A 24,996-nucleotide genomic window follows, 5' to 3' on the forward strand; every position below is an offset into this window, starting at 1 on the left:
AGCTTAGACGCTTTCAAGGGTTTAGTAATACAGCCACTAAACCCCAGATCCAAAAGGCGTAGGGTTTGCGATCGCTGATTGACAGCGTTCAAGATTACCCATTTCGGCTGCATCTGTGTAGAATCTGTGCAAATGAGTTGAGTCAGACTTTCAGAATCTCTCTCTAACAAACTAATATCAAGAATTGCTACATCAATATCCTGATGCTTATTCCTCGTAGACTGCAACGTGGAGTGTGCGTCCGCACTACTTGAGGCTTCCTCCACCTGCATCCCCCAGAAGCTTGCTAGGGACGTCACCACACGGCGAATCGTTTCGTTGCTACTGATAATCAAGAGTTTCCGTTCTGCCAACGCGAGACTCGATGTCATTAACGTTGGGACAGGGTTGGGAAGTTTTGCCAGGGGCACTGTAAACCAGAACGTTGCTCCTTGCTTGGCTAAAGGAGTAATTGATTCGTTACCTTGTTGAGATTTGTAGAAACGGCTCCCCAACGCTTCATCTCCCGATTCTCCCGGTACTGACCATCGACCCGGTACAAAGGCAGCACCTCGACTAGCAACGCCAATTTCACCCCCCATGAGTTCCACTAGCTGTTTGGAAATCGCTAAACCTAAACCAGTCCCTCCATCTTGCCGAGTTGATGAAGCATCCACTTGTGAAAAGGATTGGAACAATCTCTTCTGGTTTGCTGGTGCAATACCAACGCCTGTGTCGGTCACAGAAAACCGGATAGAGGCATAACTCGATGTCTCAAATTCAAGGGAAGCTTGGATAACAACTTCGCCACTGGGTGTGAATTTAATCGCATTGCCAACCAAATTGGTAAAAATCTGTCGTAGACGACCTGCATCCCCTTGTAGTTGGGTGGGGACATTTGGGTCAATCAAGACAGCCAGTTCAATCCCTTTATTCAAGGCTGATGTGGCGAGTAAATCAGCGACATCTTCCAGGCAACTGTTTAAATCAAATTGCTGGGTTTCTAGACGCATTTCCCCAGCTTCTAGTTTGGAAAAGTCCAGGATATCGTTGAGCAGCGTCAGCAGGTTCTGGGCGCTCACACGTAATGTTTGCACAAAGTCAAGTTGCTCATAGTTTAGGTCTGTTTTCAAGAGCAATTCAGTCATCCCTAGCACTCCATTCATGGGGGTGCGGATTTCGTGACTCATGTTCGCGAGGAATTGAGACTTAAGTCGAGAGTTTTCGAGTGCTGCTTCTCTAGCTTCCACCAACTCATTAATCCGCTCGGTGACAATCACAACGCCACCTACTGATTTTTCCGGTGTGTACCAGGGTTGTACCGCCCAACGGAGGTACATCGTAGAGCCGTCGGAGCGCTCCCACTTATCTTCTGGCTGAGATTGGACTTCTCCCTTAAGGGCGCGTTGCACAACGACTTGCCAATGTGGAGGGAAGTCAGAAAACCCATTAGACAAACGACCACCAATGATCGATCCCTCCAAGCCATAGTCTGTTAGCCATTTCTGAGAATGGGCAACATAACACAACTTCGTATCGAACATTGCCATCGCAACCGGGGCGTTGGTAATAATTTCCCGCAGTTGCTGACGCTCTCTATCTAGTGCTTGCTCAACTTGCTTGCGCTCGATACCCAAAGCAATTTCATCGGCAACAGAACCAAGTGTATTAAAGGTAGCTTCTGTCAAGGGATGGTGAGCGAACATCGTTATCACTCCCACAAGCTGATTTTCGACAATCAGAGGGTAACCTGCAAAGGCAACGAGTTCCTGCAAAAGTGACCATTCGAGAACGCTAAGTTGTGGGTCATCAAGCAGGTTATTACTAAGATGCGGCTGACGTTCTGCGGCGATGCGACCAACCTTGAAGCGCCCAATAGCAATACTTTGAGGCAGTTCGTCGAGGTGAGCAAACATCCCGGCACTGACTTGCAGCTCCAACATATTGTCAACTGGATTGAGCATCCAAATGCGTGCCAGGGAAGCGTCGAGGTGGCGCACGATCGCTTCTGTACAGTCTTGCAGCATGGTTGATAAGCTACTTCCCTGAGTGAGAGCAAGCCCGATGTCTGCCGCTAGTGCTGTCTGACGCGATCGCTCAATCAGTGCTGCCTCGGTCTGCTTGCGATCGCTGATATTGCGGAACGTTACAGCAAAGCCGTCACCTAATTTGACGGCAATATTCTGAAACCAGCTTTGTATGCCTTCATGTTCGTAATAAAATTCCTTTTCTAGCGGTTCACCCGTCTCAACGACTTGCACATACCCTTCAAACAACCCTTCTGTCCGATTTCCTGGCATCTCCTCTAGTAAATACTTACCAACGAGTTCCTGACTAGAGCGCCCAGTCATTTTTGCGGCGGCTGGATTAGCCAAAAGCCATTGAAAATCAACAATGTTTTTCTGGCTATCCCTGAGTGTCTGGAACGCCATAACCCCATCAAGAGAGCTATTCAACACCCCAGCTAGTAAAGACTGTGAATGTTGCAGTGCTTCTTGGACTTGCTGAGACGCGAGTGCGGCTTGCTTATGATCGCTAATATCTAAGATGAGACCATCTAGACAGGACACTGTCCCGTCATCCCCGTAAACAATCTGACCTTGTTCATAGACCCAACGGATACTGCCCGACTTGTCTATGATTCGGTATTCCAAATGGTAAGACGTACCAGCGACCAGAGCATCCTGAATCATTTGTTGCACGTTTGCAAGGTCTTCGGGATGGATAATACTGGCAAAGGTTCGCACCTGATTATTGACAAAATCGCTAGCAGGGTAACCACTAATATCTGCGATCGCCTCGCTAATGAACAACATTGTCCAATCTGAGTCGAGGATAGAGCGATAAACAGCACCAGGTATGTTATCGACTAAAGTCCGGAACCGTTGTTCACTAGCTTTGAGCGTCTCTTTGGTTGCAACACGCTCTTGCCACAGTGAAATCGCTGAAGCGGCTGCCTGTAGTAAAGCAACTTCTGAAGAGTCCCAGGTATAGGTTGTGGTGTAATTCTCAAACCCAATCAGCCCTCTAAACTCGCCCTTTACCATCAAGGGCAAAATCAAGATTGACAAAATGCCTTGCCGCTCTAAAATAATTTGCTCCGTCTCTGGAAAATCTGCAACCACTCCAGTAATAATCTCACCCCGTCCCAACAGTTCTAGCCAACGCCCAAAACAACCATCGGTAAGGCAAGGAAGAGTAGATTTATTTTTTCTGGAAGCGAGACTATCACTCCACCACTGGGCAGACTGACTCAGTTGTAACTGACCAGTTGCCGTGTGATCGGTGTTAAAGGCATAAACGTGGCTTGCACCCGTTGCTTTTCCCAAAATCTCTGAGATCGAGTGGTAACAACGATTTTTATCCTGGTCTGCCAGCAACCGTTGCTGCACGTCCACGAGTGCAGCAAGATAACTTTCGCGTTTAGCAATGTGTTCCTCAGCTTGTTTTAGCTGAGTGATATCAATACTTGACCCAGCAATTCGATAAGGTTTTCCCTTCTCATCCCGGAAGGCTGTTCCGCGTGAGAGTAGCCAGCGGTAACTGCCATCTTTATGCAGCAGCCGATGTTCAATTTCTAGATGGGAGGTTGAGCCTTCCAAATGAGCGATCGCCTCTATAACCAGTCTCTGCTGGTCATCAGGATGCACACACTCTAGCCAGTCGTCTGGAACAGTACCAATTTCATCTTCGGTATAGCCCAAGAATGTTTTCAGATTAGACCCAACATAAACCTCACGAGTCAGGAAGTTTACCTGCCAAACACCCACCTGGCTACCACTAATCGCCAGTGCGTAGCGTTCTTCGCTCTCCAGTAGCTTTTGCGACATTTGGGCGCGCTCGATCGCGTAACACAAAGCCCGAACCAGTAAAGGGCAGTCTACCTGGCTTTTGATGAGATAGTCTTGTGCGCCTGAGCGAATCGCTTGGATTGCTAGGTCTTCATCATCAAGACCCGACAGCACGACAATCGGTATTAAGGAAGTAGACGATTGCGTTCGGGAAGCGAGTCCATTAGTGGAACTCGCATAGCTTTGCTCATGAACTATGCTCTCAAGCTTTAGCTGCGATCGCAGCTGTTGTTCTGGGACTATTTCCAGGGAATTGTTGGGATTGCTCTCTCGAAGGGCAAAACATACACTCTCTAATGTTTGCAGTCCTTGGCTGTCTGGCAATGACAAATCCAACAAAATCACATCAAAGGTGTCTTGCCGCAACAGCTCAAGCGTTTTGTCAAGCCGTTGAACATGGCTCGTCTCAAAGCGAGTGGCTCTAGCTTCTGACAATAACTCTTTGAAGAGTTCAGCGTCTTTTAAGTTGTCCTCAACCAGAAGAACTTTGAGCAATTGAGCGTCCATGGTTGTGTTTATTATTTCCTTATCTTGAATCCGAACCCAGTAGCCTCTTCCCGACTAGAGCAACAGTTGTTGTCCAATTTAGAAGAAGATCTAGCTGTTGTTGTATGACAGTGCTTCCATTCCTTGCACGCCTGAGCTGTTGAGCAGCCACACGGATGAACTGGCGATCGCTTAGCTAGCTATCACTATCATCGTTGGTGTAATCATAATAACCAAGCCATATTTCAATCTCTGTTATCAGTTTAAGAAAAAATTCTGTAGTACAGCTAATTAATCAATCTGTATTACTCAACAGGTACTAAACCAACCTTGATTTCCTCTTATTTAAAATATCAAGTTGAACATTTAGTTCTTACTCATTTGTCGAATAATAAAATATGTTCGTTGAACGTTTGAATTTTACTTAATCCACAAACTTTTGCTATCCAGATTCCCGACTTCTTGAAGAAGTCGGGAATCTTAGCGTTTACGAAATGGATAGAGAAACTAGACCTAGTCCTTAATCGAAAGCGAAGAGTTATGTTTAGTTCTTTCTACTTACTTATGCTAAGTACAAGAAGTTTGTTTTTTGCTCAATTCACGGCTACAGATGCTGAGGCATTCACTTTGATATCACAGGTCTGTTTGACAGGAATCTCTATTGAAAACTCGGTTCCTTCTCCTGGAACTGATTCACACCCTAGGATGCCTTTATGCTTCTCTACTACAATCTTATAGCTAATGGATAACCCTAAGCCTGTACCTTTTCCTATGGGTTTTGTGGTAAAGAATGGGTCAAACAATTGTGTCTTGTCTTCTTCTTTGATGCCTGAGCCATTGTCTATAATACGCACAGCAATATGACTGGGAGATGAGTATTCTGTGCGAATCCGAATAACCGGAGAGAAGTTGGCTTGGGCGTTTTTGGAATTACCTCGTACTTCTTCTAGGGCATCAATGGCATTACTCAAAAGATTCATAAACACTTGATTGAGTTGGGAGGGATAGCACTCAATTAAGGGGAGTTCGCCATACTCTTTGATCACTCGAATACAAGGATGCTCACCATTGGCTTTTAGTCGGTGGTGCAAAATTAACAGCGTACTGTCTAGTCCCTCATGGATATCCACAGGTTGCACCTGTGCTTGGTCGAGACGCGAGAAGTTTCGTAAGCTAAGCACGAGATGGCGAATCCGTTCGGCTCCAGTTTCCATTGAGGAGAGTACTTTTGGCAAATCTTCAATGAGAAATTCCAGTTCAACCGATCTAGCGTATGCCTTAATTTCTGGGACAGGTTCGGGATAATGCCGTTTATAGAGGCGTACTAGTTCGAGTAAATCTTTGATGTATTCGTTGGCGTAGTGTAGGTTTCCGTAGATGAAACTTGTGGGGTTGTTGATTTCGTGAGCAATACCAGCAACCAGTGTTCCTAATGTAGACATCTTTTCGGTCTGCACAAGCTGGGTTTGGTAGGAATGCAGGTCATGCAATGCTGTTTTTAGTTGTTCAGCTTGAGCGGTTGCTAAGGCGGCAGCAGTACGGCTTTGAGCATACAGTTCAGCTTGATCAATTGCGATCGCTAATTGGTCAACAACGGTGTCAATTAATTCCACTTCGTGGTCATTCCAAGGACGGTGTTCTCGGAAGTGTTCACAAATAATCACACCCTTTTGGTGAGAGCGAGTTTGCACAGGAGCGACAATCAGTGCTTTTAGCCCCATCGCCAATAAGCGATCGCGACTATCCGCTTGCAGTTGCACATCGGTTGCAATGTCATCAATTCGGAGTAAATCTTGCTGTCCGATGGGGCGATCAATTGTTTTGACTTGCTCAATTGTATTGAGCGATCGCATTTCGCTTGGCAGCCCTTTGCAATATGCCAAATGCATTAATTCAAACCGAGGAGGCTCAACATCAGTTTGGTACCACAAGAATTGGCAGCGATCAATTTGCAATAGGGAACGCACTTCTTGAACAGCCGTGTTTACAATCGTGTCGAGTTCTAAAGAACTACGAATTTGGCTTGCTAAGCGACGTTTGAGCAGTTGTTCTCGTGCTTGTAGTTCTCGAAATCGCACTTCTGCTTCCAAAAGTTGGTCTTGGGTTCTTTGCAGTCGTTCATTAGTTGCGATCAATTGAGCCATTGTTGCCTCAACTTCACGGGACTTTTGCTCAAGCTGGCAGCTATATTGAATTGACTGCGATACCTCTGCCAACATATCAAAGACAACAGGTGAAACGTTCTGGCTTAATTCTTCTAGTCCTAACCAAGGCTGCGGTTTAATTAAACCCGGACTTGTGAAAACAATTTCAAATTGACCATTCGGTAAAACTTTACCAATGCGGCAATTCTTGGAGAGATGGTTGTTACTCTCAAGGCTGACTATACCTCCAGGTGCTTCAAACGTCTGTCCGTATGCGGTCTCTCGTAGTAAATCGACATCAAATGACCCAGCTTTTTCTGCCGCTTGTTTCCAAAGGTACACTTGGGAATAAGCCGCCTCAATTGGGTCACTTGTAACGCGATCGCGTCCATATCGCCGTTGAAAATTCTTAACGAAGGTTTGATTTTCAGGGGTGTCAATACTCTGGAAGTAGCTCCAACTCGCGTAGTGACCTGCAACAGTTGCACCACCAATCCGCCGCAGTTCTTCTTCCGCTACACTAATCGCCATGATTGGGATATCTTCGGCGCTAATCCCAGCATCTTTGTACTGTTGGTAGAATGCTAGATTGCTGTCACCGTTGAGAGTACTGAAGACAACATCAGGTTTGACTTGCTTGATTCTCTCAATTAACACCTGAAAATCTGTAGTTCCCAAGGCAACGTAGTCTTCCCCAGCTAAAGTACCACCTTTGCGTTTGAGTTGAGCTTTGATCAGTTTGTTAGCGGTACGGGGAAAAACGTAGTCAGAACCCAATAGATAAAAGCATTTCCCTTTATTTTGGAGTAACCAATCAACGGCTGGTCCAACTTGTTGGTTAGGACAGATGCCCGTGTAGAAAATGTTACGGGAGCATTCTAGCCCTTCATACTCAACGGGATACCACATCTGGGCATTGAGTTCTTCCAAGACGGGTAAGACGGCTTTACGACTGGCAGATGTCCAACCACCAAAAATTGTGGTGACCTTGTCCTGTTCAATGAGCAATCTTGCTTTGAAAGCAAAGGTGGCTGGATTAGATTCTCCGTCTTCAATGACGGGTTGGATGCGTCTTCCCAAAACACCGCCAGCTTGATTAATTTCTGCGATCGCCATCAGCTCAGCATCTTTCAATGATGCCTCACTAATTGCCATCGTTCCACTCAAGGAGTGTAGAATCCCGACGCGCACCGTTGAACTCGGTTTAACAAATGGCTTGCCTGTTTCACTCATTGCTAGACTGTTCCCGAATTGTTTGGCTCTTTGAACGTGCACCTCAACCTGCATTACCAATGAAAGGAAAAGACTAAGGCTATGGGAGGGAGTGGCTTTGCTCTTTGAAGGGAGCCGCTATCTCTCGCGGATTGAAGCCTAGGGATCAGGAGCGATCGCAGATTGTTTCCGATTCCTCAATTGATTTGATCTCTGCGGCTATAGCTATAGATCAAAAAACTCGATTGTTAAGTAATAAACAACTTAGTTTTAGAAAAATTTCATACTAATAAATTTATTTTGCCAAAGATTTTTCGGCGATTTTACCAAATGTTAACCAGTTTTATAAATGAGAATTGTAGTTATTTTTACGCTTAATGGAATGAAGGTGAAGGTGAGGGTGGATTTGGCAGAAAAAATTGTTCCAAATTGATGCTACTCAACTAAGTTAGCGGAAGCTAGAGCTAAACTGAGTTGAGTCGCAAGGGACATTTGATGAGATGAGGGATAACTACGGGTGAATCCTCGCTAAAACCCGTACTTCATTCAGCACAGCCTCGTAACCAGCACCAAATCCGAGAAATTTACCGACATCCCCCTCTTCCATTAGCGCTCGAAATCAATAAAAGTATAAAATTGTTTCCTTATCCTCTTTGGGAAACTTTGACCAATGAAGCGGCTGATTCAAGGTCTACATCAATTTCAGACCAATTACTTCACTGAACACCGAGACCTTTTTGAACTCCTGTCTCAGGGACAGCATCCAAGAGTACTCTTTATAACCTGCTCCGACTCCCGGATTGACCCAAACCTGATGACACAAGCTGAACCGGGTGAAATGTTCATCATCCGCAACGCGGGTAATATTATTCCGCCTTACAATGCCACAAATGGTGGGGAAGGTGCAGCCGTTGAGTATGCCATTCATGCTTTAGGCATTGAGGAGATTATTGTCTGCGGTCACTCCCATTGTGGGGCAATGAAGGGACTGCTCCAAATCGGCAAGTTAGCCGAAGAGATGCCAGCCGTTTACGAATGGCTCAAACACGCTGAAGCAACTCGTCGGGCGGTTAAAGAACACTATCAGGAATATGAGGGCGAAGAACTGCTGAATGCGACGATTAAGGAGAACGTCCTCACTCAGCTAGAAAACCTACGCACCTATCCAGTCATCTACTCGCGACTCAAAAGCGGTAAACTACAGATTCATGGCTGGTTCTACGAGATTGAAACAGGAGAGGTTTTAGAATATAACGCAGCTTTGAAAAAATATGTGCCACCGCAAACCCAATTCTCCAGGGCGGCTTGGATAACTCCGGAGCAGCAAGAGCGAATTTGCAAAGGTTCTAATAGAAGTTAGTTATTGGTTGTTGGTTGTTGTTAGGAGTGAAGAGGATAAAAATTCGTCTAGAAATAGAATTTGTTTGAGTTTTTGCTACAAACTAATAGCTTTCAAAGCCTATTTACTAACTCTACTGATTGCTGCTGGTTTTGATTCATGGGTGGGTAACCTCAATCTCGGTTGCAGCGGAAGTTCAATCCAAAACTCTGTTCCTTTTTCCGGTGCTGACTCACACTTGAGGATACCTCCATGCTTCTCTACCACCAGTTGATGACTGATTGATAGCCCCAGTCCATTGCCTTTATCAGGGGGCTTGGTCGTGAAAAATGCGTCAAATAGATGCCTTTTAACGTCTTGAGTCATGCCAAGACCATTATCAGCAATACAGATAACAACGCCAGTCTGTTCAGCATTGACACAGGTACGAATCTTGATGCGCCCAGCGTGATCGGGGATGTCTTCCATCGCATCGATCGCATTACTCAAAAGATTCATAAACACTTGATTAATTTGTCCAGCACAACACTTGATTGGGGGTAAATTGCCATACTCTTTTACTACTTCAATCGCTTGGCGATTGTAGCGAGCTTTGAGGCGATTTTGTAAGAGCAGTAGTGTACTGTCAATCCCCTCGTGAAGATCGACAGCTTCAACTACGGCTTGATCACTCCGAGAGAAGTTCCGCAGCGACAGGACAATCTGACGAATGCGATCGGCTCCAACTTGCATAGAACCTAAAACTTTTGGCAAGTCTTTGATGAGAAAATCAAGGTCGATCGCTTTTACTTTCGCTTGTATGGGCGGGTGTTGGTCTCCATAGGATTCTTGATAAAGATTCACTAAGTCTAATAAATCCCTAATATAGTCACTGGCATAGCGCAAATTCCCATAAATAAAGCTCACAGGATTATTAATTTCGTGAGCAATACCAGCAACCATTTGACCAATACTCGATAGTTTTTCAGTCTGAATGAGGTAGGATTGAGTGCGTTTTAAATCCTCCAATGTTTGCTCTAACTGTCGAGCGTGAGATTGAACACAAAGAGTCGCAATACAGAATTGTTGAACAAGCTCTGTCTGTTGAGTTTCGAGTTTTAGCTGAGCTGCATCACTTTCTTTTTGATATTGACTAACTAAAGCCTCCAAGGCTTCAAGAAGATTGGTAGTAGATGCTTGAAGAATGGCTTGTAAATGGGGGTTCTCTTGAGTCAGTTGAGTAGATTGCGCCAACGCTCGAACATGAGCAATGTAGCATCGAATTTGCTCATCAAGATAAAAGGGAGCATCAAAATAAATTGCCTTAATGGTTGAAGAAGGCTGACCTGGTAATTTCATCTGTGCATCACCCTGAATCAGCCCATTGTGTGACTTCTCCATCAACTCCATCAGGGCTAGCATTTCTTGTCGGAGCCTTACCTGTTCGCCATTCTCTTGAGTACAGACTAAGTTTAGGGCAAACAGAGCGGCGCGTTGGGACAACATCCGTTGACGTCCACTAATATTAATGACTGCTGCATTAATTTCTCGTGTCGTGCTGATCTCATCAAGATTAAAATAGTTTGCTAGCGCTGTTAGTGGGAGCAGTTCTAAATAGAAAAGATTTCCGACGATGTTAGCACGGGTCAAGGATTGAGGCATAACGCTTGTCTCTTGCTATTGCTATTTGACAGGCAAAAGATAATGGTTCAAAACGACTCTATAAGTTTGCAGTCGTTAAAAAATCACTTTTTGTTGCTATCACGTTGTAGATGACCTTGATTAAAAACCGCATTCCTACTTGTCTATGGCTCAAGGATTTTGGACGGCAAGATACGCAATTTCTGTCCTTACCTGTACAGGATAATATAGGTAAATGCTAGTCGAGTGCGAAAGTTATTGAAACTCAACCTTTTTTACAGAAAAAAGAGTAACAGGAGTGTATCTATATACACTATTTAACAAAAAAATCAGTGAATTTGCTGTATGGGAATCTCAATCCAAAACTGACTGCCTTGACCCGGTATAGAAGTACAGCTTAGAACACCGTGGTGGTGTTCTACAACAATTTGATAACTAATAGATAAACCCAAACCCGTGCCCTGTCCAAAGGGTTTAGCCGTGAAGAAGGGGTCAAAAATCCTTGCTTTAACAAAATCAGTCATTCCAGAACCATTATCCGTAATTTGAATTACAACGCTTCTCGTGTTTGGGACAGAGGGAGTATTGGGGTTTGTTAGGGTGTAGGAAGGTGACTCTGGAAGCTGAGAAAGAGTGTTCTGAGTAGAGTCCGAACGGTCGATAACACGGGTACGGATAGTAATGGTTGGCGAGGGCTGTTGCCGGATATCAGAGTCGGATTGCTCGAAGGCTTCAATGGCATTACTGAGAATATTGATAAAAACTTGATTGAGCTGTCCTGGATAGCATTCGATTCTAGGCAAATCTCCGTATTCTTTGACAATTTGAATCTCAGGATTGCGATCTTTAGGCTTTAATCGATGCTGCAAAATTAATAGCGTACTATCGATCCCTTCATGCAAATCTACTCGCTTCATTTCGGCTTCGTCTAGCCGTGAGAAGTTCCGCAGGCTCAGCACAATTGAGCGGATGCGATCGCTTCCCCGTTGCATCGAACTGAGGAGTTTAGGGAGATCTGTCGCAATAAAGCCAACATTAATGACTTCGGCTTGCTCCAAAATCACCTCTGTCGGATTGGGGTATTGTTCTTGGTAAAGACGTAACAAACTTAATAAATCGTAGAAGTAAGCACTGGCATAGGTGAGATTACCGTGAATGAAGTTGATGGGATTGTTAATTTCATGGGCAATCCCCGCAATCAGTTGTCCCAAGCTGGACATTTTGGCACTTTGTACGAGTTGTGCTTGGGTTGTTTTGAGTTGTTGGAGGGTAACCTCTAGTTGTTGGGTTTGCGCTTGGGCAATAAGGGCAGCTTGACGGGCTTGGGCATAAAGTTCTGCTTGGTCAATCGCGATCGCCAACTGTACCACGACCGCTTGTAGCAGTTCCACCTCACTCTCATCCCAAGGTCGGACACTTGTACAATGACCGCAGCAAATTACCCCAATCTGCCCCGCCTGAGTTTCAACCGGGATTGTCAAAATCGAGGTGTAGCCCATACTGAGTAAGAACTGTTGCACAGCAGCGTTGCTGATCGTTTCAACTTCATCGACTCGAATGATCTGTCGATGTAAAAGCTGATTCACAAACGGTTCAACCTGAGCCATTGCATATTGACCCAGATGGCTCGGTAAAAGCGGGTTTCTCGCTTCATTGACCACTTCCCAATACGGTTCACTCTCGTGGGTTCTGTACCAGAGGAAGTGGCAGCGGTCAATTTGTAATAGGGTTTGGATTGACTGGACAGCCGTTTCCAGGATGGTATCGAGTTCTAAAGAGTTACGGATTTGATTGGCTAGTCCGTACAGGAGGGATTCTCGACGGCTGAGGAGTTCTGAGCGTGCCCAAGCCCGATCAACAGCAACTGCGATCGCATTGGCAACCCAGCTAAGAGTTCCCTTTGCTTCTTCCGTAAGGGGGTGATTACTCAACAACGTGATCACCCCAATCAATCGCTTTTCCACAATCAGGGGGTAACCGGAGAGATGATTCGGAAGCAGGGAACAGTATAATCCTTCTAACTGCTCAAGGTTTAAGTCGGGTTGATAGTATTGAGTATCGGAACTGATCAGGTCAGGATTGAGAGGAGTTAGCTGACCCGCAAATGCCTGTTGTTCGATCTGTTGAGAGGTAGGATTTAAAGTCCATACTGCTGCGTTAGTGGCATCAAGTTGTTGCACGATTGCCTCTGTACAGCGTTGAAGAATTGCTAGTAACGTTCCACCACTAGCAAGCGCAACACCAACGTTTGCGGCTAGTGTCGAAAGACGCGATCGCTCAACCAGAGCCACCTCTGCCTGTTTGCGCTGAGTAATATCTTCAATGACGCTGATAAAGTACTTCGGTTCTCCCGTGAAATCCCGAACAACCGACACAGTTACCTTCACCCAGACCAGAGAACCCGTTTTGTGAATGTAGCGCTTCTCTAGATTCACTGTCTGCTTCTGGCTATCTGCAAATTGGTGCAGATACATCTGATTCACGGCTTGATCTTCTAGGAAGGTAATCTCCCAAATCGTTTTTGCTAGCAGTTCTTTTTGAGTGTACCCAGTGATCTCGCCAAGTTTTTGGTTAACTCGCAGGAACTGACCTTGTAGTCCTACCTGAGCAATAGCAATACCCGCGTGCTCAAACGTTGCTCTAAATAGCTCTTCACTTTCATACAACGCCGCCTCTGCTTGCTTACGCTCTGTGACGTCCATCACAACACCATCCCAGAGAATATCGCCATTCGCTTGTCGTTCCGGTCGAGACCCGGCTTGCAACCATTTGAGTTTTCCCGATTCCATAATAGACCGTCCCTCCCAGTTCCAAGGCTGTAATGTCTTGGCAGAGGCAGCAACGGAGTCCTCAAAACTTGCCCGGTCATCCGGGTGAATTAGATCAATAACAACTGCGGCATTTTGCTGGATAGCTGTCGGCTCTAGTTCATAGATTTCGCGTGCCCCACTACTGACAAAGGGGAATGATACAGAACCATCTGTCCGGAGCAGAAATTGGTAAATCATTCCCGGCACATTAGCCGCTAGCTTCTGAAGCTGACGTTCCCTCTGCCGTAGCGTTGCTTCTACCTGTTTTTGCTCACTAATATCACGAGAAACCGCAAGAATTTCTTCCACGAGACCGGTTTGGGGATCGTAGATCGGTGTCCTAGGGTACTCAGCGTTATCGTTATATAACCACGCCTTCCGATTTCCAGTCTCAGAAGTCTGGGGTTGGACAAGATGAAGGGATCTGGTACTTTCTGCTTTGGTCATGGCTAGTTTGCCTGAACTCCTTTTTGGCTTGCCTTTGGCGTGAGTAGCGCGTTGCCAGAGAATTCCTGCTAGTAATACTGTAGTAACCAAGTTAGTGAAGGAAATAGTGACCTCTTGCAGACCAAACCTTTGCGTTACCCAGATCACACTTGTGTAACCCACACCTCCAAGCAGCAGCCAGAGAATACGAAAAGAGGGTTTCTTTTGAATAGTAGGAACTTGTGCCACGAAGTAGACAGGGGTATAGCCAGTAATGAGGGCAATGACAATGCCGACACCATAGTTACACGCATTTTGAAGCGTGGTAAGGTGCAGGTTTTTAGTACTGGTCATTCGCATACTTGCTTCCTATACCTATATGGGAGTTTTAGACCCTGATCATCTCTACTCACACGCTGACACTGCTCCTAATTTTGCCTCTTATTGAACTTGGTTAACCTTACTGATAAGCAGCCATTTACATCGGCTTGAACAGTCGTTAAGGAAGAACGTTCCTGTTTCTCGCTGGCTTGTGACGGCTGATGAAGTTACAGCTTTCAGCAGTCAGCTTTCAGCGGTCAGCTTTCAGTCGAATCGGCTCCGGCTAGGGTGCATAGCCTCCCGTCGATGTCCTAACTTAAGTGGCTACTGCTATAGCTCCGACAAAGAGCCACTAGGCTCTTTATATGGTTATCTGGCGATACGAGCTTCCCTACATCGGTCAAGAGTTGATTGTTATTGCGTCAACAACTCTGATTGACAAGGAAACACATTGAACGCTTGAATTGTAAATCCCCTGATGCTCTACCCCAACTGTATTCGCTATCTCTTAACTACACTTAGAGTGCGTAGCGAAGAGACGAAATACACGTTTCTACCGTGTCACAGCTTTGATGCCGCTGAAATACGATTGGGTCATACTAAATACCATAATCGCTGCTGTCTTGGCAAATATCCGTGGAGATACGGATATTTTGTATAAATTTGTATTACATCTAAAGCCTTCAGTAGAAATTTTACTGAATTTAGTGAGCCTCAACCCCGCTTGGGAGCTATTCTTGAGGCTGATGAATGTCTGTAATCCTGCAATACACAAAAAGTTAAGATTCTAAGATGATTGAGATCAGTTTAAGACTTACACCGAGAGACTCAGGTGAGAACCTTGCTGATTTTTACGAACTTCAATCCTAGTCTGGAAGGCTTCTTTGAACTGAGGCATATGTGTCACGGTTAGGATACAGGAAAAGTCAGACGCGATCGCATTGATCGCCGCAATTAAGCGATCGCATCCGTCCGCATCCTGCGTCCCAAACCCTTCATCCACAATCAGCATTTGTAACGATGTGCCTGCGCGTTGTGCCAAGAGTCGCGCTAAAGCCAGACGAATCGAAAAATTAATCCGAAAGGCTTCACCACCCGAATACGTTTCATAAGGTCGTGTCCCACTCGCATCAGCAATCAGAATATCCAGCGTATCAATCAGTTTTGTCGTTTTCTTAGTAGCCCGACGCCCTGCTTTTTGAGTCACAATTTGGACGTGCAATTGATTCCCAGTGAGTCGGGAAAGAATGTTATTGGTTTCCGCCTCTAGTTGGGGCAATATATTCTCAATCATTAGCGCTTGGATGCCATTCTTACCAAACGCTGACGCTAATTCCTGATGAACACGATATTGTCGTTGGAGGTCTTGAAACTGTTTTTGCTGTTCCTCGTATTGCGTTTGTAGTGATTCGAGTTGGGTAAAGCGCTGTTGTAAACGCCCTTGCTGAGAAAGTTGTTCATCCAGTTGTCGCCGCCGCTGTTGTATCTGTTGTTCTAAAGCTTGGATTTCGTTGCTTGCGTCAGGACACTGTTCGAGTTGCTTGATAACAGTCTCTAGTTGTGAATTAATGGCTTCCTGATCAGAGCGTCGTTGCTCAAGGGTATGTTTTAAGGATTCCAAACGTTCGCAAAGTTGCGGATACTGCTGCTGGGCAGATACTAACTCCTGATGACGTAGCTGCCAGGACTGGGCTTGACGCAGCGAGGTTCGCAGGGTGTTGTGTTCAGTTAAGTTGTAGCCGATTTGTGCCATCTGCTGATCGAGGGCTTCAACACGCTTTTGCAGTTCAGACGTAGTTTGCAACTCATGAAGGGAAGCGTGGAGTGCATCAAGCTGGGCTTTGAGTTGTGGCTTTTGGGCATCAATTTTAGCCAGACGCTTGCTAGCTTCTTCAAGCTTGGCTTGTTTGATTTCTGCCCAACGCCAGCGATCTACTTCACCTCGTGTAAGGGCGTGGGTTTGTTCGCTGTAGTTGAGCTGTTGCAACTGGGCATCGAGTTGTCGCAGTTCTTCCTGTAACTCTGCGGCGTAAGCGCCAACACTAAGCGCTTTCTCAAGTTCTTCCTTTTCCTCCGAGAGTTCATAGAGTCTGTCATAAACTTCGTCAGTTGCTTCGAGTCGTGCTTCTAATTGTCCTCGTTGCTCCAACAACTTCTCATACGGAGCCATTTCCTGGGAGAGTTGAGAGTATTCTTGACGCAATACCTGAAGTTCGCGATCGCATACTGCCAGTTGCTCTCGCACAACCCAGAATTGTTCTTGTACTTCCTGTTGTTCAGCCGTGGTTTTCTGGATAACATGATGCGAGTGGGCTTCATCCAAGGGGCGATCGCACAATGGGCAAACGGCATTTTGCGCTTGCAGCATTTCGATTTTTTGCGTCAGTTCTGCCAACTGTTTTTCATAGCGGCGTTGGTTTTCTTGTAGACGTTCCTGAAAGCCCCGACGTTCGAGTCCTTTTTCCTGTACTCGCTGCTGATAAACACGCTTTTTCTCCAATTGCCCGATTTCTACACCCACTTGCAGCACGGTTTGCCTGAGTTGAGGAGTTGTTGAGATCTGAGCATTGAGCTGCTTCTCAGACGAGCGCAGTTCGTCTAATCTGGCACTGAGTCTGGCTTGGGCGCGATCGAGTTCTATTTGGATGGAGTGACGGCGTTGTAGAAGGGGAGATACCTGAAGCTGCAAACTATCCAGTTGATTGAGGCGGCGACGGGCACTATTGAGTTGCTCTAGTGCTTGGGTGACTTCTCCAGAACGGGAGAGAGTTTCCTGGATTTCTTGTTCTTGAGGTCGTAGGGCATCTAGTTGCGCTTGTGTCTGACGAATTTTTAGATTGAGTTCGTTAACTTGTGAGGAAAGCTGCTGTTGCAGTTGCTGTTTTTGTTGTTGGGCTTCCTGATAAGTCTGGAATTTTGAACTTAGGATTTCCTCTTGTTGTTGCAGGTTGATGTATTGGGAGTAACCTGTTTTGATGGAGTCTTCTTGATTGAGTAGGGTAGAAAGTTGTCGCTGTTGTGCTTCAGTGACAGCGATATCTTGAGTTAGGCGATCGCAATCTGAGCCAAGATTTTGATATTGTTGCTTAACAAACGTAGCTTGTTGTTGCCAGGTACTACGCTGGTGCTGAACGGCTTGGAGTTGTTGGAGTTGTTTTTGGTCAAGGTTTTGGGATTGTTGTAGCTGTTCCAACGTCGCACTTAATGTTGCTTGTTGTTGTGCGATCGCTTCTCGTTCTTGTAGCTGTTGTTGGATTGTCTCCAAACTCTGCTCTAGCTGTTCGGCTTGACCTTTAAACTGGCGTGATAAATCTTTAGCCTGTTCCGCTAAGACTTCGTACTGATTGAGCTTAAGTAAGTCGGCAAGAATTTGCTTGCGCTCACTTGGACGCCTCAGCATAAATTCATCTGCCCGACCTTGGCGCAGGTATGCCGAGTTAATAAATGTATCGTAATCGAGCTTGAGATGATGCAAAATCGACTGCTGAGTTGCCCGTACCCCTTTCTCTGTTAAAGATCGAAACCCTGTAGGTGTCTCAACTTGAAATTCCAGGGAACTACTTTGGCCCCGATGGCGAGTCCGAATCACCCGAAGAGTTTGGTGATTATTTTTAAAGATGAAATCGACTCGGACATCTTTTTCCCCAGCATTAATAATGTCATCCTCCGATGCCGCACGACTTTCCCCCCAGATTACCCAGGTAAGTGCTTCGAGAAGAGACGATTTACCCGCGCCATTGGGGCCACAGATACAGGCTGTATGCAGACCGCGAAAGTCTAGAGTCGCTTCACGGTAGCTGAGGAAGTTTTTTAGTGTTAGTTGTAGCGGAATCATTCAGGCTTTAATGCCTCACACCAATTCATTAGAAACTATCAGTACATCTGCACTGTTTGTTAGTGTATCTACGGAGTAATAGGGTTTTGACGCTTTAACGCTCTAGCTTTACAATTATTAATAAAAGCAACAACTACTAGTCAATACATAGTGCTATCTCTTGATCTAGAGTTGGAGCGACGCTGTCAGAATGCGTTAGCCTTGCGGAATGACAACAGTACTTTTCAAACACGCGCTTAGACAGTTAGGCGATCGCGTTTTAAGTCAAATTGTCTCTCAATTCTCTCAATCCCAAATAGCAACGGTATTTAGGATGTCTTCTTCGTAGCAGTCTTATAGAGCGATCGCTCCATCATTTCACCTATCTAATGACAGAAATCAAGCTTACCCTACAGACCGATGAATACCCACTTCACAATTACAAAAATGAAGCCGTAGTTAAAAGCACCAATAACTGTAAAGTTAATCCCTGGATTTTTGTAGGCTTGTGTGCTTAAGGAAAAAGAGGTAAAGCATGACTGTAGGAAAAACTCAACACGCTGTCGGCATTTTCTCTAACCGTCAAGATGCGGAACATGCACTCAATGAACTCAGAGATGCTGGCTTCAACATGGATAGAGTTTCTGTAATCGTCCAAAACGCTAACCGTAACGAGCAGATTGGCGGTGCTGACGTGAGTGATGGCAAGGGTGAGCAAATTGAAGGAGGCACCAAAGCTGGAGCCACAGCTGGGGCGGCGACGGGAGGAATCATTGGCTTAGTTGGCAGCTTAGGCGTATTGGCAATCCCTGGAGTTGGTGTTGCTGCTGAAGTAGGTCTTCTTTTAGCGAACACCCTTTTGGGCGGTGCAATTGGTGCCGCGACTGGTGCCCTTGCTGGTGCACTAATTGGTTGGGGTGTTCCCGAAGACAGAGCTAAGCATTATGAAGAGCGAGTCTCCGCAGGGGATTATCTAGTAGTAGTCCAGGGTACAGCAGAGGAAATCCTCAGTGCCGAAGCAATTCTTGAGAATCGGGGAGTACGTGATTGGGGAATCTATGATGCACCTTCAACGATGGCTGGAGGTCGAACAGGTCTAATTTAAGCTTTTTTGAGAAATGCCTTGATTAGCTTCACATACCTAAGGCATTCCTTTAGCATTAGCCTGTTGCTTCTATTGCTTAGAGTGACAGGCTATTTGTTAGTGACATTCCCCTTAAGTCGAATGGTACTGACTTAAGCCCTGAACTAAAGTACCCTACCCTTCGGGAACCCCTACGGGGAACGGGAACGCTACTCTTCGAGAACGCTTCGCGAACGCGAACGGGCTAAAAGCTAAAACCCGTTAAAACGGGTTGAAAGGCTGATGTAGTAAGCTAAAGCTTACTTCGGCTTTGAGCCGGAAATTTATTTCCAAGCTCTTAAGTCAGTATCATTCGTCCTAAACTAAAGCTCCACCGCAACTAGAACCACAACCAGCCGTACAACCATAGCAATAGGACGCTGTACGAATCTCATCAATTAAATCTAATGTTCCTGCTTCCAGAAGCTTACTAACCGTCAACATTCCCCCTGTACGAGACTTCGCTGCAACATTCTCCATCTGGTTAAAGTCACAATCATAAACATTACCCAGATAATCAATTGAGAGTTCATCACGACACATTAAATGCTCCACTGTACCTGCATTAAAATTGTTCTCCAAAAACTCTAGATAGGGAGCATACAGCTTAGTTCGTTGCAAATGAAATTTACTTCTTCCAACAGGCAAATTTGTGATGGTGAACAATTGATTAAAAGTAATATCAAAATGTTCTTTAAGGAACATTTTATAATCCTGTTCTAACTTATCCTGCCTAGGAGTTAAAGAAAACTTTTCAGTAAGTGGTAGCGGGGGATTATACACCAAGTCAAGTATCAAACTAGGGTCTTTTCCATAACCCATTTGATTAAGCCATTGAATGGCACGAACTGAGCCATCATAGACCCCTCGACCGCGCATTTTATCAACATTATCCTCCAGATAGCAAGGCAACGAGGCAACCACTCTCAACTGATGCTTTGCAAAGTATTCTGGAAGATACTCAAACCCAGGCTCAAAATAAATTGTTAAGTTTGACCGAACAATTACCTGCTTTCCTGTAGCTCGTGCTGCCTCAACTAACGGCTTAAATCCATAGTTCATCTCCGGGGCACCGCCAGTCAAATCAACAATTTTGATTTGGGGAAATCGATGAATGACTTCAATTAATTGGTCACAAACTTCTGGGGAAAGTTCTTCTGTCCGATGAGGACTCGCTTCTACATGACAGTGAGTACAAGCAAGGTTGCAGCGCTTCCCCAGATTAATTTGTAAAACCTTAATTGGGTCTTTCGGTAAGGGTCTATTCAGTTTTTTTCTAAACGGTGTTACTGCGGATGCTTCTGTCTGAGTCATTTTTAACAGTTTTCTAAATCTTATCGTTCTTCGCCGAGATTTTCCTAACAGCAACCACCACCAGTGTAGTGCCAGGTAGAATTTGTGATTAACACGTTTTCTGAAATTAACGCTGCGAACTTAGCTGCCGTTTTATCGCAGACGGCGGCTGGTACACCACGCTGAAGAATGTGTCCTGCGGAATCATCAAAAACCTCTTGTTCCCCGGTATAGATTGCTGTCTTACCTGTGAAAATGCAAGCACCATCTTCCGGAATCAGAACCTTGAAAGAAACGGAATCAAGACTTTCTAAAAGCAAATCTTCTTCCAGTCGATAGCTTCTTTGATCCAAGAGTCGGTAAGGACGACGAGCGCGGATTTCTACTTGACCAAAGCCAGCATCAACAATTCGTTGGATGTACTCTTCATAAGTGAAAGCACCAGAGAGACACATCGCTCTTAAACGTTCATCTTGTTGCAGATGCATTGGGATTGGTCGAGTAGCAATTGGATCGCTCATTTGCAAGCGTCCACCGGGTTTCAAAACCCGAAATGCTTCTTTCAGCGCTTTGGACAAGTCAGCAGGTTCAAAAATATTGAATAGGCAATTCTGGGCAACGACATCTACAGAGGCATCGGGGACTGGTAGCGCAAAGGCATCTCCTTCCCGAATTTCCACAAAACTTGGCTCGAACCAGGGATTTTCGTTAGCCGCCATCTCCAAGTTACGGGTAGCTGCTTCACGCATCGCACTGACTGGCTCAACAGCAATTACACCAGCAGAACGCCTGGAAAAATAAGCAAACTGTAAAGCTTCCAAGCCACCACCAACACCCACATACAGCACAGTCGGCTCGTTAATTAGTTCAGCCGGATGAACAGTTGTACCGCAACCGTAGTTCATCTGCTGCATCTGGTATGGAACCTTCAGTCCTGGTAGTTGTAAGGGACTGCTTTGGACACAACACAACCCAACTTGCGGCGTTTGGGCAACTTCGCTGTAGAACTTTGCTGTGGTCTCAAGATAACTCATCTAAATCCTATGCTCTTCAAGGGTATTCAGGCTATGACAGACAAAGGAAAACCTGAACCCGTAAATTTTGGCTTTCTCTTTGATGCTACAGAAAAAATTCGTTTACTGACCTTAAGCGCACGTTTTTTTAAATCTCAAGCTTAATGACCCGTACTAGGCTCAATTGCCTTTGTTCGGCAATCACCCTAAGGATTATGTCAATAAAAAAGTAGAGTGAACCGTGCCACTCTACTACTTGCTTTGATTAAACTTGGTACTCCGCCTTAGAAGTGCGATCGCCTTTTAACTAACGAGTCTTCGATAAGGCAACCGACTCTATCAATGTTTCCACCCGTTCCTTGATTTCATCCCGAACTCGATGAAACGTTTCTATTGGTTGGTCAGCAGGGTCATCTAGCTGCCAATCTTGAAATACCTCTCGCAGTACCCAAGCCTCCGGTAAATTGACACCGCAACCACAGAGGGAAATCACAATATCATAGTCTTGAGGCTGAAAATCACTTAATGGCTTAGACGTTTGGCTACTAATATCAATGCCAATTTCTGACATCACCTCAACCGCCGTAGAATTCACTTCACTTGCCTCTAATCCCGAACTGGTTACAGAAATCTTGCCTTCTCCCAGGTGACGGGCGAATCCTTCTGCCATTTGGGAACGGCAAGAGTTTTTCTTACAAACAAACATGACTCGTTTCATAACAGTAGTTAGTAATTGGACAACTGAAAACTTGGTACGCTAGTACAACGATCTGCTTCTAGGTCAGATAAAAACATTTAGGTGCTTTTACTATTAACCTCAAGGGCAGTATTCGCAATTTGGATGGTTTGCTGAGCCGCTTTTTCCTTACGTTCGCTATAGCGGTCTGTCAAGTAATCAACCTTGTCACGCAATAGCAGAGTGAACTTGTAAAGTTCTTCCATAACATCAATAACGCGATCGCGATAAGGCGAATCCTTCATCGTCCCGTCCTCATTAAACTCCTGATAAGCTTTAGCAACAGAGGATTGATTCGGGATGGTAAACATCCGCATCCAGCGCCCTAGAATTCGCAGGGTATTCACCGCATTGAACGACTGCGAACCCCCGCTTACTTGCATAACTGCTAGAGTTCTGCCTTGAGTCGGTCTAACTGCCCCAATGCTCAAGGGAATCCAGTCGATCTGGTTTTTCATAATGCCAGTAATATTGCCGTGCATCTCTGGACTTGACCACACTTGTCCTTCAGACCATAAACTCAACTCCCGTAACTCCTGAACTTTGGGATGAGTATCGGGTACACTGCCGTGAATCGGTAACTCACGAGGGTCAAAAAACCGCACTTCGGCTCCAAACTCCTCAATAATGCGGGCGGCTTCTTCAGCTAAAAGGCGACTATAAGAGCGATCGCGTAATGAACCATACAAAAATAAGATTCGCGGCTTGTGATTAAACGTCGTCATTATCTAGCACTAGTAACAAGTATTTGATTGATTCAGACAGAGGTGTCTAATTGAGCAATAGTGAAGTAGATACTCAGGAATTGGGAGAGTAGGACGGCATTAGGTTACGCAAATAGCGGCAAAGCCGAGGACTAAATAGATAAATCAACAACACAGCATTCAATATCCGTTCAAAAACTTGAAACTCTCTACCGTAGTATTGAGGGTCCCAATAACTAATTGGGCTGTGAAAGCGAATAGTCCACTCTAAAGGGAAAAATAACAAGGGGCCATCATTAACATGAGTGAAAATGTCTACGAAACTGTGCAACAGACAGGCAACCACAAACCAGAAAACCCATCGAGATCGAGAACCGATATGGCGGCGTGACTGCCACAAAAAACCCAGTGCCAGCAGTAGCAAAATTGGTGAGTGGAGGAAATTATGCGAGGCAATCCAGAAAGGATTGTGGAAATATAGCTCGTCAAAGATATAGTTAAACGTTTCTCTAAGGCTCCAACCTTGGATGAAATGGTAGTAACTGATGCTACTAATTGACAAAATCCACAATGGTAAATCAGGAGCAACAGAGCCAAGTAAAAAAGCACGTTTAACAATTGGGATTCTGCGTAAGCTCTTGTCCAGAGCAGCTGTCATCAGAAAGTGAGAATATGTGTTCATTGAACATCACCTATTGCGCGTGATTTAGACACATCAAGTCAAACATAACTTCTGGACAAAGAAGCTCATTTATCACTTGTAAGCACTAACACAACGGGGGTCGCGTAGTGTCGCCTTTTCTGGTTCGCGGGGAAACCACATGGCAGTGCGCTTGCATACCTCTACCAACATCAACATCACTGGTACTTCAATTAACACACCAACGACAGTCGCCAGTGCTGCACCAGAATTTAAGCCAAAGAGCATTACAGCCGTAGCGATCGCAACTTCAAAATGATTACTCGCCCCAATCAGTGCTGCTGGTGCTGCATCTTCATAAGACAGATTCATTTTCAACGCCGCCACGTAGCTAATTAGGAAAATAAAGTTGGTTTGGATAAACAGTGGCACTGCAATCAGGAGAATGTGCAGCGGATTGTTGACAATCAATTCTCCCTTAAACGCAAACAGCAATACTAAAGTAATCAAGAGGGCTGCGATCGCAATTGGGCTGAGATACTTGAGAAACCGCCGCTCAAACCATTCTTTCCCTTTGTGCTTGAGAATCCAGTAACGGCTGTACATCCCTGCTGCTAAGGGCAACCCCACATAAATTAGCACTGACAACACAATCGTCTGCCAAGGCACTGTTAAATCATTCGCCGCCAGCAACCATCTTCCCAACGGTGCGTACAAAAACAGCATTGCCAGCGAATTTACCGCCACCATTACCAAGGTATGTCCTTGATTGCTGTAGGAAAGATACCCCCACATCAACACCATCGCTGTGCAAGGAGCAATTCCTAATAAAATCGTACCCGCAATGTAAGAGTTGAAGAGAGTTACCTCACTGCCGCGAATCAACTCCGTTCCTGTCAGCAAGGGGCGAAACAGCCAACCCAGGAAAAATTGAGCAAATGCCACCATTGTGAATGGTTTAATTAACCAGTTCACTACCAAGGTGAGGATGACGGGTTTAGGTGTTCTGAGTGCATTTGCCGCCTGAGTGAAGTCAATCTTCACCATGATCGGATACATCATGAAAAACAGGCAGACGGCGATTGGGATCGATACTTGATAAATACTCATGGCATCGAGTGCAACAGCTACACCGGGAAACACTCGACCCAAGGCGATGCCTACGAAGATGCACAAGAATACCCAAACGGTGAGATATTTTTCAAAAAAACTGAGACTACTACCAGCAATCGGGGGTGATGCAGTTGCTTGACGATTGTTTGTACTCATCAGGATTAGTCCGAGGTCAAAAGCTAAGGGCAAATAGCCAGAATGCTTCCTTCTGTAACAACTCTTCGATTTTTAGGTTCAGCTGAGACTGTCCAGCGAAAACCGTGAGTTTAATATGGAATTAATACCACTATTTCAAAAAAAATTGATTTGTCAAGCAAGATTTTGGTAAGGGATTCTGCTGAGTCCTCTGTAGAGCAGCTATCAGCGCATTGA

General features: G+C 45.3%; 12 protein-coding genes and 1 pseudogene. 2 read left to right on the forward strand and 11 right to left on the reverse strand.

All coding sequences use genetic code 11. From position 1 onward, the window contains the following. Positions 1-8: 8 nt before the first annotated feature. Together H6F98_RS33670 and urtA are read right to left on the reverse strand one after the other, a co-directional pair. Positions 9-4,337: pseudogene (locus tag H6F98_RS33670) on the reverse strand (PAS domain-containing protein); the annotation flags it as partial. A gap of 572 nt (positions 4,338-4,909) precedes the next feature. Continuing rightward, positions 4,910-7,693, reverse strand: a complete 2,784-nt coding sequence (urtA, locus tag H6F98_RS21720; RefSeq protein WP_192220799.1) for an urea ABC transporter substrate-binding protein — start codon at positions 7,691-7,693, stop codon at positions 4,910-4,912. 649 nt (positions 7,694-8,342) lie between these two features. On the opposite strand from urtA, the gene H6F98_RS21725 reads away from it, so the two are divergent. Beyond that, positions 8,343-9,032: a carbonic anhydrase gene (locus H6F98_RS21725; protein ID WP_192220800.1), complete on the forward strand. Its 690-nt coding sequence runs from the start codon at positions 8,343-8,345 to the stop codon at positions 9,030-9,032. A gap of 99 nt (positions 9,033-9,131) precedes the next feature. On the opposite strand, the gene H6F98_RS21730 is transcribed toward H6F98_RS21725, so the two are convergent. The 3 genes from H6F98_RS21730 to sbcC all read right to left on the reverse strand — a co-directional run bounded on the left by H6F98_RS21730 (position 9,132) and on the right by sbcC (position 18,023). Further along, positions 9,132-10,652: an ATP-binding protein gene (locus H6F98_RS21730; RefSeq protein ID WP_192220801.1), complete on the reverse strand. Its 1,521-nt coding sequence runs from the start codon at positions 10,650-10,652 to the stop codon at positions 9,132-9,134. Between the two features lie 308 nt (positions 10,653-10,960). Further along, a complete protein-coding gene (locus H6F98_RS21735; RefSeq protein WP_192220802.1) occupies positions 10,961-14,221 on the reverse strand; it encodes a PAS domain S-box protein in 3,261 nt (1,086 codons plus the stop codon). A 781-nt stretch (positions 14,222-15,002) separates the two neighbouring features. Further along, positions 15,003-18,023: an exonuclease subunit SbcC gene (gene sbcC / locus H6F98_RS21740; RefSeq protein ID WP_192220803.1), complete on the reverse strand. Its 3,021-nt coding sequence runs from the start codon at positions 18,021-18,023 to the stop codon at positions 15,003-15,005. A gap of 514 nt (positions 18,024-18,537) precedes the next feature. On the opposite strand from sbcC, the gene H6F98_RS21745 reads away from it, so the two are divergent. After that, positions 18,538-19,107 (forward strand): general stress protein, encoded by a 570-nt coding sequence (locus H6F98_RS21745; protein WP_192220804.1) that lies wholly within the window; start codon positions 18,538-18,540, stop codon positions 19,105-19,107. A 336-nt stretch (positions 19,108-19,443) separates the two neighbouring features. On the opposite strand, the gene arsS is transcribed toward H6F98_RS21745, so the two are convergent. The 6 genes from arsS to arsB all read right to left on the reverse strand — a co-directional run bounded on the left by arsS (position 19,444) and on the right by arsB (position 24,780). Continuing rightward, on the reverse strand, positions 19,444-20,439 hold the full coding sequence (arsS, locus tag H6F98_RS21750; RefSeq protein ID WP_192220805.1) for an arsenosugar biosynthesis radical SAM (seleno)protein ArsS: 996 nt from the start codon (positions 20,437-20,439) through the stop codon (positions 19,444-19,446). A 44-nt stretch (positions 20,440-20,483) separates the two neighbouring features. Continuing rightward, positions 20,484-21,452, reverse strand: coding sequence for an arsenosugar biosynthesis arsenite methyltransferase ArsM (arsM, locus tag H6F98_RS21755; protein WP_192220806.1), 969 nt, complete (start codon positions 21,450-21,452; stop codon positions 20,484-20,486). Positions 21,453-21,738: 286 nt separating this feature from the next. Beyond that, complete coding sequence (arsC, locus tag H6F98_RS21760; protein WP_192220807.1) at positions 21,739-22,149, reverse strand: arsenate reductase, glutathione/glutaredoxin type; 411 nt, start codon at positions 22,147-22,149, stop codon at positions 21,739-21,741. A 77-nt stretch (positions 22,150-22,226) separates the two neighbouring features. After that, the gene (gene arsH, locus H6F98_RS21765; protein WP_192220808.1) at positions 22,227-22,892 is read right to left on the reverse strand and encodes an arsenical resistance protein ArsH; all 666 of its coding nucleotides are present in this window, start codon (positions 22,890-22,892) and stop codon (positions 22,227-22,229) included. A 73-nt stretch (positions 22,893-22,965) separates the two neighbouring features. Continuing rightward, complete coding sequence (locus tag H6F98_RS21770) at positions 22,966-23,553, reverse strand: metal-dependent hydrolase (protein ID WP_192220809.1); 588 nt, start codon at positions 23,551-23,553, stop codon at positions 22,966-22,968. Positions 23,554-23,625: 72 nt separating this feature from the next. Next, positions 23,626-24,780: an ACR3 family arsenite efflux transporter gene (gene arsB, locus H6F98_RS21775; protein WP_192220810.1), complete on the reverse strand. Its 1,155-nt coding sequence runs from the start codon at positions 24,778-24,780 to the stop codon at positions 23,626-23,628. Positions 24,781-24,996: the final 216 nt, after the last annotated feature.

This window comes from Microcoleus sp. FACHB-SPT15, assembly GCF_014849525.1.
In the GTDB taxonomy this organism is placed as follows: domain Bacteria; phylum Cyanobacteriota; class Cyanobacteriia; order Cyanobacteriales; family Coleofasciculaceae; genus Symplocastrum; species Symplocastrum torsivum.

Bases quoted from the DNA above. Each gene is read 5' to 3' on its own strand.
- sbcC (WP_192220803.1), bottom strand. From the start codon at position 18,023: ATGATTCCGCTACAACTAACACTAAAAAACTTCCTCAGCTACCGTGAA.
- arsS (WP_192220805.1), bottom strand. From the start codon at position 20,439: ATGACTCAGACAGAAGCATCCGCAGTAACACCGTTTAGAAAAAAACTG.
- H6F98_RS21745 (WP_192220804.1), top strand. From the start codon at position 18,538: ATGACTGTAGGAAAAACTCAACACGCTGTCGGCATTTTCTCTAACCGT.
- arsC (WP_192220807.1), bottom strand. From the start codon at position 22,149: ATGAAACGAGTCATGTTTGTTTGTAAGAAAAACTCTTGCCGTTCCCAA.
- arsH (WP_192220808.1), bottom strand. From the start codon at position 22,892: ATGACGACGTTTAATCACAAGCCGCGAATCTTATTTTTGTATGGTTCA.
- H6F98_RS21730 (WP_192220801.1), bottom strand. From the start codon at position 10,652: ATGCCTCAATCCTTGACCCGTGCTAACATCGTCGGAAATCTTTTCTAT.
- H6F98_RS21770 (WP_192220809.1), bottom strand. From the start codon at position 23,553: ATGAACACATATTCTCACTTTCTGATGACAGCTGCTCTGGACAAGAGC.
- arsM (WP_192220806.1), bottom strand. From the start codon at position 21,452: ATGAGTTATCTTGAGACCACAGCAAAGTTCTACAGCGAAGTTGCCCAA.
- H6F98_RS21735 (WP_192220802.1), bottom strand. From the start codon at position 14,221: ATGACCAGTACTAAAAACCTGCACCTTACCACGCTTCAAAATGCGTGT.
- H6F98_RS21725 (WP_192220800.1), top strand. From the start codon at position 8,343: ATGAAGCGGCTGATTCAAGGTCTACATCAATTTCAGACCAATTACTTC.
- urtA (WP_192220799.1), bottom strand. From the start codon at position 7,693: ATGAGTGAAACAGGCAAGCCATTTGTTAAACCGAGTTCAACGGTGCGC.
- arsB (WP_192220810.1), bottom strand. From the start codon at position 24,780: ATGAGTACAAACAATCGTCAAGCAACTGCATCACCCCCGATTGCTGGT.